At 72.2% G+C, this 6,179-nt stretch carries 6 protein-coding genes; 2 read left to right on the top strand and 4 right to left on the bottom strand.

All coding sequences use genetic code 11. From position 1 onward, the window contains the following. Positions 1-322 precede the first annotated feature (322 nt). The 3 genes from STSP_RS30825 to STSP_RS30815 all read right to left on the bottom strand — a co-directional run bounded on the left by STSP_RS30825 (position 323) and on the right by STSP_RS30815 (position 3,472). Positions 323-1,618 (bottom strand): ribonuclease D, encoded by a 1,296-nt coding sequence (locus STSP_RS30825; RefSeq protein ID WP_078067638.1) that lies wholly within the window; start codon positions 1,616-1,618, stop codon positions 323-325. Between the two features lie 117 nt (positions 1,619-1,735). Further along, positions 1,736-2,398, bottom strand: coding sequence for a response regulator transcription factor (locus STSP_RS30820; protein ID WP_067284307.1), 663 nt, complete (start codon positions 2,396-2,398; stop codon positions 1,736-1,738). 414 nt (positions 2,399-2,812) lie between these two features. Continuing rightward, a complete protein-coding gene (locus tag STSP_RS30815) occupies positions 2,813-3,472 on the bottom strand; it encodes a DUF3000 domain-containing protein (RefSeq protein ID WP_067284306.1) in 660 nt (219 codons plus the stop codon). Positions 3,473-3,659: 187 nt separating this feature from the next. Here STSP_RS30815 and hemE point away from each other — a divergent pair, with 187 nt between their 5' ends. Next, a complete protein-coding gene (gene hemE / locus STSP_RS30810; RefSeq protein WP_067284305.1) occupies positions 3,660-4,769 on the top strand; it encodes a uroporphyrinogen decarboxylase in 1,110 nt (369 codons plus the stop codon). 56 nt (positions 4,770-4,825) lie between these two features. On the opposite strand, the gene STSP_RS30805 is transcribed toward hemE, so the two are convergent. After that, positions 4,826-5,644, bottom strand: coding sequence for a rhomboid family intramembrane serine protease (locus STSP_RS30805; protein ID WP_067284304.1), 819 nt, complete (start codon positions 5,642-5,644; stop codon positions 4,826-4,828). A 158-nt stretch (positions 5,645-5,802) separates the two neighbouring features. Here STSP_RS30805 and STSP_RS30800 point away from each other — a divergent pair, with 158 nt between their 5' ends. Further along, on the top strand, positions 5,803-6,150 hold the full coding sequence (locus STSP_RS30800) for a hypothetical protein (protein ID WP_067284303.1): 348 nt from the start codon (positions 5,803-5,805) through the stop codon (positions 6,148-6,150). Positions 6,151-6,179 lie beyond the last annotated feature (29 nt).

Below are 6,179 nucleotides of genomic sequence, written 5' to 3'. Positions count from 1 at the left end.
AACGGGGCCGCACCGGGATGTACGTCCTCGGTCTGGCGCCTGGCCGTACGTCGTTGGGCGAGCCCGAACGTCGCGCCAGCCGCTGCGGGCGCACATCCCGCCACGTCCCCTTCGGTATGTACGCGGCAATCGGCCGGTGGCCGGTTCCGCCGTTGCGGCGGGGCCGGGTGGGCAGCGCCGCCGCCACCGTTGTGGGCAATCGTTCCGCTGGGGGTGCCCCCAGGCCCTTAAGGCTCTGGGGGAGGAACGGGTGGGCACAACCCACGACGTACGGTGCGTCGGAACGTCGGGGTCCGCGAGGGGGGAACCCCGAAGCGGACTGTCAGCCCGCCGTGGCCTTGAGGGCCGCCACCAGGACCGGGGTGACCTGTTCGATCTGCCACGGCCGGGCGCCGTATCCCGCGAGGGCCTCGGCGACCGAGGCCGCGGACGGCGAGACCGGCGGCTCCCAGCAGACCCGCCGGACCGTGTCCGGAGCGATCAGGTTCTCCTGCGGCATGTTCAGCTGCTCGGCGAGTGCCGACACCGCGGCGCGCGCCGCGGACAGGCGCGCGGCGGCGGCCGGGTCCTTGTCGGCCCAGGCGCGAGGCGGGGGCGGCCCGGTGACGGGCTGGCCCGGCTGCGGCAGGGACGAGTCGGGCAGTGCCCTGGCGCGGTCCACCGCCGCCTGCCACTGCTCCAGCTGGCGCTTCCCCATCCGGTGCCCGAAGCCGTTCAGTCCCGCCAGGGCGTGGACGTTCGGGGGCATGGCGAGCGCCGCCTCGACGATCGCCGTGTCGCTCAGGACCTTTCCGGGCGACACGTCGCGCCGCTGCGCGATGCGGTCCCGGGCGTTCCACAGCTCCCGTACGACCGCCATCTGCCGGCGGCGGCGCACCTTGTGCATGCCCGAGGTGCGGCGCCACGGGTCCTTGCGCGGCGCCGCGGGCGGCGCCGACACGATCGCCTCGAACTCCTGGTGGGCCCACTCGAGCTTGCCCTGCCGGTCGAGCTCCTTCTCGAGCGCGTCGCGCAGGTCCACCAGCAGCTCGACGTCGAGCGCGGCGTAGCGCAGCCATGGATCGGGCAGCGGCCGCGTCGACCAGTCGACGGCGGAGTGCCCCTTCTCCAGTACGTAGCCCAGGACGCCCTCGACCATCGCGCCGAGACCGACCCGCGGGAAGCCCGCGAGGCGGCCGGCCAGCTCCGTGTCGAAGAGACGCGTGGGGACCGTGCCTATTTCGCGCAGGCACGGCAGATCCTGTGTGGCGGCGTGCAGCACCCACTCCGTGTCGGAGAGCGCCGCGCCGAGGCCCGAGAGGTCCGGGCAGGCGATGGGGTCGATGAGCGCGGTGCCGGCGCCTTCGCGGCGCAGCTGCACGAGGTAGGCCCGCTGTCCGTAGCGGTAGCCGGAGGCCCGCTCGGCGTCTACGGCGACGGGTCCGGTGCCGTCGGCGAAGGCGGCGATCACCTCGGCGAGGGTTGCTTCGTCGGCGACCACCGGGGGGATGCCGTCACGCGGCTCGAGCAAAGGGATCGGCGTCCCGTCGACTACGAGTCCTGCGACGCCGTGGTCCGGAGGGGCGCCCCCGGTGGTTCGCAGTGAACTGGCTGCTGCGGTCTCTTGGGCGTCGGTCACCTGTCAAGGGTATCTGTGCATGCACAGCGCCCGTCGTCGGAACGTTCCGTCGGCGGGCGCGGGAGGGACGTAAACCAGTCAGGGCGGTGAATGGTCCCGGTCAATGGGTGATTTCGGTCAGTGGATGATTCCGGTGCGCAGGGCCACGGCGACCATGCCGGCCCGGTCGCCGGTGCCGAGCTTGCGGGCGATGCGGGCGAGGTGGCTCTTGACGGTCAGCGCGGACAGGCCCATCGAGACGCCGATGGCCTTGTTGGACTGTCCTTCCGCCACCAGCCGCAACACCTCGACCTCGCGTCCTGACAGCTCGCGGTAGCCGCCCGGGTGGCTCGGGGCGCCCGGGGGGCGGCGGTGCATACGGGCGGCGCCCGCGCCGATGGGGGCGGCGCCGGGTCGGGTGGGGAGCCCCACGTTCGTACGGGTGCCGGTGACGACGTAGCCCTTGACGCCGCCCGCGAGGGCGTTGCGTACGGCACCGATGTCGTCGGCGGCGGAGAGGGCCAGCCCGTTGGGCCAGCCGGCGGCTCGGGTCTCGGACAGCAGGGTGAGCCCGCTGCCGTCGGGAAGGTGGACGTCGGCGACGCAGATGTCGCGCGGGTTGCCGATCCGGGGGCGGGCCTCCGCGATGGACGACGCCTCGATGACGTCGCGCACTCCGAGCGCCCACAGATGACGGGTGACGGTGGAGCGGACGCGCGGGTCGGCCACGACCACCATGGCGGTCGGCTTGTTCGGGCGGTAGGCGACCAGGCTTGCGGGCTGCTCGAGGAGAACGGACACCAGGCCTCCTGGGGGTGCGGGACGGAACCGGCTCGGGGATGAAGCCGGGACGAACCGTGCTTTCAAGGTCACAGACCTCTTCGGCACCAAACCCGTCCTCCTTTAGAGAAAGATCACGATTTGGTGAGTAACAATTCGTGCAATTCAGACATGCGAGCGATCATGTGAGAGGTCGAATCGAACCCAAGCAGGTCGCAATCCATCGCAATCCATCGCGGCGCGGCCGCATCGGGCCGCCGCATGTCCGCACGCGTTCGCATGGCATGTCCGTACGCGTTCGTACGCGTCTGAAAATGCACCCCCTGTCGCGAGGGGCGTGGCGGCGTGGGGCCTCTCGGGGTTGCTGCTCTCCGGCGGGTTGCTGCTCGCCCGGCGTGCGGCGGTGGCCGACGTCTCCGTGCCTCGATACCCGTCTCAGCGTGTCTGCGGGCCCCGCCGCTGCGGCAGCGAGACCACCGACGCATCGCCGGGACCGGCCGGCGGCAGCCCGGCGACCTGGCATAGCAGGTCGCACCAGGCGGCGAGATGCGCAGCCGTGTCCGGCACCCCGCCGAGGCCCTCACGCGGCGTCCAGGAGGCACGGATCTCGATCTGCGACGCCGGCGGACGCTCGGCGAGCGCGCCGAAGTAGTGCGACCCCGCGCGCGTGACGGTGCCGCTCGGCTCCCCGAACCACAGCCCGCGCGCCGACAGCGCGCCCGTCAGCCACGACCAGCAGACCTCGGGCAGCAGCGGATCAGCCGCTATTTCCGGCTCCAGCTCCGCCCGTACGAGCGTGACCAGCCGGAACGAACCCTGCCACGCGTCGTGCCCCGCCGGGTCGTGCAGCAGGACGAGCCGCCCGTCGGCGAGATCGTCCTCGCCGTCGACGACCGCGGCCTCCAGCGCATGGGCGAAGGGGGCCAGGCGCTGGGGCGGGCGCGCCGGGGAGATCTCGATCTCCGGGCGCAGTCGCGCACCCCGCAGCGCGTCGACAGCCGCGCGGAAGGGCAGCGTCGCCGAGTCCGCCGCGTTGCCCTCCGAACCGTCCATACCGTCAGCGTCGTCCGACAGTCGTCCCTGAGCCGCAGCCATGCCGGGAAGATTAAGGGGAACGGAGCCTCCGCGCAGGGAGAGACACCCGGCAGCGCGACCGCTGTCCGGTTCACGCCCCCAGGAATACTCCGCGCGCCAGTCCCCATACGGGTGAACGCCTGCCGGTGCCCTTACGCCCGCGGTCCCCGGGCACAGGCGCTGTCCGCTGCATGCGAGACTTTCCGACGTGAGTGCCAACGAGAACCCCACGGGCCAGCAGCCGACCGCGCCGGGCGCCGACGTCAACCGCGACGTCGAGGACGCGCAGGGAGTCCGGGAATCAGCCTTCCTGAAGGCGTGCAGGCGCGAGCCCGTGCCGCACACGCCGGTGTGGTTCATGCGGCAGGCCGGGCGCTCCCTGCCCGAGTACAAGAAGGTCCGCGAGGGCATCCCCATGCTCGAGTCGTGCATGCGGCCCGAGCTGGTCACCGAGATCACACTGCAGCCGGTACGCCGTCACGGCGTGGACGCCGCTATCTACTTCAGCGACATCGTCGTACCGCTCAAGGCCATCGGCATCGACCTCGACATCAAGCCCGGCGTCGGCCCGGTCGTCGAGAACCCGATCCGTACGCGCGCGGACCTCGCGCAGCTGCGGGACCTCACGCCCGAGGACGTCTCCTACGTCACCGAGGCGATCGGCCTGCTCACCGCCGAGCTCGGCGCGATCCCGCTCATCGGTTTCGCGGGCGCACCGTTCACCCTCGCGAGCTACCTCGTCGAGGGCGGCCCGTCGCGCAACCACGAGCACACCAAGGCGCTCATGTACGGCGACCCGCAGCTGTGGGCCGACCTGCTCGACCGGCTCCCGGAGATCACCGCGGCGTTCCTGAAGGTGCAGATCGAGGCGGGCGCCTCGGCCGTGCAGCTCTTCGACTCGTGGGTGGGCGCCCTCGCGCCCGCCGACTACCGGCGCTCGGTGCTCCCCGCCTCGCGGAAGGTCTTCGACGCGGTGGCCGGATACGGGGTGCCGCGCATCCACTTCGGCGTCGGCACCGGCGAACTGCTCGGGCTGATGGGCGAGGCCGGTGCGGACGTCGTCGGCGTCGACTGGCGCGTCCCGCTCGACGAGGCCGCCCGCCGGGTCGGCCCCGGCAAGGCGCTCCAGGGCAACCTGGACCCGGCGGTCCTCTTCGCGTCGACCGAGGCCGTGGAGGAGAAGACGCGCGAGGTACTGGACGCGGCGGCCGGCCTCGAGGGCCATGTGTTCAACCTCGGACACGGCGTCCTGCCGACGACGGACCCGGACGCGCTGACCCGCCTCGTGGACTACGTGCACACGCAGACGGCGCGCTGACGCCTGCCGTCACCGCGTCCCGTCGGCCGACCTCGGTGTGTCCGTCGGCCGGGCCGTCACCAGTTGTGCCGAGCCTGCCTGCCCCACAGCATGCGGCTCGGCTCAGGCGGCGGTGAAGTGCCCCGGCGCAGCGGCCAGGCGAGGACCATCCCCGCCAGGAAGCCGACCACATGCGCCACATAGGCCACGGTGCCCGCCTGGGTGACCGCCGCTCCGTACGAGTACACCGCCTGCAGCACGAACCACAGGCCCAGCACGATCCAGGCGGCCAGCCGCAGCGGCAGGAACAGCAGGAACGGCACCAGCACCCACACCCTCGCCCTCGGATACAGCACCAGATAGGCGCCCAGGACCCCGGCGACCGCTCCTGACGCGCCCATCAGGAGGGCGCCGGAATCGGCGTTGACCAGCGCGTAGCCGTAGCCGGCGGCGTACCCGCACGCGACGTAGAACAGCACGTACCGCACATGCCCGAGGCGGTCCTCGACGTTGTTGCCGAAGACCCACAGGAACAGCATGTTGCCGAGCAGGTGCAGCCAGCTGCCGTGCAGGAACATCGAGGTGAGGACGGACAGCGGCGGAGACTTGTCGTAGCCGGGCGGGCCCACCACACAGCCGGGCCCGGACGGCCCCACGCCGACTTCACCTGTGGGCACCGCACGTGGCATCCGGAAGTGGATCAGCTCCTCCGGCACGGCCGCCCAGTGCTCCATGAACGCCCGCAGCTCGCACAGCTGCGCAAGACTGCTGCCGCCCGTCAGGGACCCGGCCATTCCCGGAGTACGCAGGAAGACGACGACATTCGCGACGATCAGCGCGTACGTCACCCAGGGGGTGCGCCGCGCCGGATTCACGTCGTGGACGGGGATCACCACATCCGATCCCTGCCCGGCAGAGGCCGCGTGAATCCGGGCGCTCGGCTGAACAGGCTGGGACGCGTGTGAACGGGACGGGACGCGTGCCCGTATCACTCTGCGTCCGCCCCGGCCCGGGGACCGAGGCCCCGAGGGGTTCCACGACGTGAGGACGGCCCATGACCACCCCCAGCAGCAACGATCCCGGCAGTCTGCCGCTGCAGGCGCTGCCGGACGGAGACGCGGAAGTCCGTCTGGTCCTGCGCCTGCAGTGGGAGGACGTCGCCGCGCTCGGCCAGGAGGCAGGCCGGCTCGCCGCCCGCCTGCAGCGCCCGGTCACCCTCGACGAGGCCGCGAGCCACCGCCTGCGCACCCGCCCGCCCGCGGCACACGCGAAACCGACGCCGCAGGATCGGCCGCCACAGGGCGTGGGCCCGGCCCCCGTGTCGTCCCTTCCGGGCCCGGGCCACTCGCCCGGGGACCAGGCGCGCCAGGCGATCGAGAGGATCAACGGCATGACTGGGTGACCCACTTCAGCCCGTCCGGCGTTTGAGGA

This window comes from Streptomyces jeddahensis (genome assembly GCF_001642995.1).
Classification (GTDB): domain Bacteria; phylum Actinomycetota; class Actinomycetes; order Streptomycetales; family Streptomycetaceae; genus Streptomyces; species Streptomyces jeddahensis.
The sequence above is the reverse complement of the archived record's forward strand: the minus strand, read 5'-3'. Positions and strand labels throughout refer to the sequence as shown.

Bases quoted from the DNA above. Each gene is read 5' to 3' on its own strand.
- STSP_RS30815 (WP_067284306.1), bottom strand. From the start codon at position 3,472: ATGGCTGCGGCTCAGGGACGACTGTCGGACGACGCTGACGGTATGGAC.
- STSP_RS30800 (WP_067284303.1), top strand. From the start codon at position 5,803: ATGACCACCCCCAGCAGCAACGATCCCGGCAGTCTGCCGCTGCAGGCG.